The organism is Desulfobacula sp. (assembly GCF_014237455.1).
GTDB lineage: Bacteria > Desulfobacterota > Desulfobacteria > Desulfobacterales > Desulfobacteraceae > Desulfobacula.
On record NZ_JABZFL010000079.1, the window covers coordinates 1 to 2,484 of the forward strand.

At 43.0% G+C, this 2,484-nt stretch carries 3 protein-coding genes; all 3 read right to left on the reverse strand.

The window, feature by feature from the left end; genetic code table 11:
• A partial coding sequence (locus HGJ91_RS11695; protein ID WP_291347941.1) for a type II and III secretion system protein family protein occupies nucleotides 1–1,317 on the reverse strand: 1,317 nt, incomplete at its 3' end.
• A 32-nt stretch (nucleotides 1,318–1,349) separates the two neighbouring features.
• The gene (cpaB, locus tag HGJ91_RS11700) at nucleotides 1,350–2,258 is read right to left on the reverse strand and encodes a Flp pilus assembly protein CpaB (RefSeq protein WP_291347943.1); all 909 of its coding nucleotides are present in this window, start codon (nucleotides 2,256–2,258) and stop codon (nucleotides 1,350–1,352) included.
• Nucleotides 2,259–2,274: 16 nt separating this feature from the next.
• On the reverse strand, nucleotides 2,275–2,484 hold a 210-nt coding region (locus tag HGJ91_RS11705), incomplete at its 5' end, for a hypothetical protein (RefSeq protein ID WP_291347944.1).

A 2,484-nucleotide genomic window follows, 5' to 3' on the forward strand; every position in this document is an offset into this window, starting at 1 on the left:
GTCAGCAGATTCCTCTTCCGATGATTTTTTTGATGATCTTTTCATGTCAAAATAAAACTCTGTATCACTCGGTTCTTCATAAAAATCCGTTGGAACCGGCTGGGTCTCTTTATTGATGGGCTTAACCAGCCGCGGTGTGACAATAATGACCAACTCTGTTTCATTTTTTTGAAACGAAGAACTCCTGAAAAGAATCCCCAATACCGGGATATCTCCCAGAAAAGGGAATTTTTTTACACTCTCGGTGATAGATTCAGACAACAGCCCTGCGATGACAAAACTTTGCCCGTCTGCCAGTTCAATAGTTGTTGCCGTCCTTCGGGAACTGAGTCCGGGAGCGACAAAATTCTGGTTTGTGATAGTAGCTGTGGGCAAAAGTTCTGAAACACTGGTGTCCACTTTAATATTAATTTTATCCGGACTCAGCACATTGGGCGTAAATGAAAGACCAACCCCATAATCCTTATACTCAATCGTGAGTCCATCCTCGTCTGAAACAGGAATCGGATATTCACCACCAGCCAGGAAACTTGCCGTTTGACCGCTTAAGGTAATGAGGTTGGGTTTGGCCAAGATTTTAACCTGCCCGTTTGCTTTTAAGGCATTGATCACTGCATCCCATGTATGATAACCAAGGCCAAGTGTCGGGCCCCCCGTGGTCGTCGTACTTACACCGAAATTAGAGAGTAATTGTACGGCCACATCACCAATATGGGAAACATTTTCAAGATCAATCCCTAAATTGCGACCCACAGAACGGGACATTTCAGCTATTTTGACCTCCAGCATTACCTGGTGGGTACCGCCCACTGTCAGCAGGTTGTTTATTTTCCCGGCCGGGGCATAGGACTGTGCAAGCGTAAATGCCTTAGACAGATTTTCAGCGCTGGATACCCTGCCGGATAATGTCAGAGAATCATTTGTTGACAGGACCTGAATTTCTTTTTCATCCGGAAGGAGCTGGTATAATTTTTCTTTTAACCTGGACACGTCATATTTTACTTCTATATCATATATGGCGGTAACATTGCCGTCCTGCCAGAGGATCATATTGGTGAATCCGGCCGCCAGACCCTTGAGATATATCTCTTTGGGTGAAAGAAGTATGAAATCAGCTATTTCAGGCGAACCAATTGAAATTCGCTTTACATTAACCTCTGTTTTCATCACAATTGATTTTCCGGATATCATATCAATTTTAAACGGTTCCATGGTCTCAGGAACCAGATTGTTCTGAGCATGGGAACTGACACTGATAAATATCAGAAAAAACAAAACGATCAGTGTTATTTTATTAAATCTCAGTAGCGTGGTCATCTATAGATTTCTCCTGAAAAAAGGTTATTATTCTAAATCTTAATTGTTTTTTTAGTGAGTGCCAGCCCTTTGATTATCTCAACCGTTACTTTAGTCTTTTTCTTTTTCTTTGGAGGCGAGTATCGTCTTCTTGTGGTTTTCGCTTTAACAGCACCACTGCCGGATACCGTCTTAGCCACAACCGATTTTGATCCTGTCAGAACAAAAGAATCCAACAGCTCCGGCACGGTAATGCCTTTTGTCAGAACAATATCTTTATCCAGCGCGCCTCTTAAGGCAAACTGGAGCTTGCCTTGACTTGAAGCCAGGGTCAGTCTTTCAGCCTGTTCAGGTGTTACCTCAACCGTATATATATCGACAGGAGCAGCCTCACCTTTTCTGTTTTCCACAATCTGGCGGCCTGCGGCCATGACATACAGGTCTTCCATTACAATTTTTGTAATGGTTTCTCCATCTTTCCCTTTTCTCGAATCAGCTATGGTAATCAAGACATCAATGCGGTTGCCCGGATTGATGAAGCCTGCAATCCCCATGACATTATTACCCCTGACGGAAACCGCGCGTCTCCCGGGTTTTAATACAGCGGAAACACCGCCGGTTTGAATGGTTGTCGGGGCCAGCCTGTGTTCCACTACCGGATCTCCTTCAATCAACGGAGAGATGACGATGCGGTTCACCACATCAGATACTTTTGAATAATATCCTTTGGGCAGGCTGTTTTCCAGATAGGGAACCGTTGTTACCATTTCCTCCAGCTCTATTCGTGATCCTATATTGATAGGAATCTTGGCAACCACAACCTGGACGACTTTGCTTTCCTTGACAACGACCGTCTCTTGAGTCGCTGTTTTCCCTTTTACCCATTTATATAAAAAATAACTTCCGCCCAGAGCGATCAGAACTGAAAGCAGAATGGGAATAAAAGCCTTAAAATTGGTCATAATTTATCTCCTTGTTTCAGGACAGGTTATAGCCATACAGGGTTAATCCCATGTATGAAAATCCTCCCAGGGCAATGACGATACCATAACAAAGCCTGGGTTTAATGTTACTTTTATTGTCAGATTCCATCTTGTATCCTTTTGTTAGTACTACTGATAACACTGTATGACAAGCTTTTTTTAAAAAACCCTTTAAAGATTTTTCATACCACAAAAGAACCCCTAT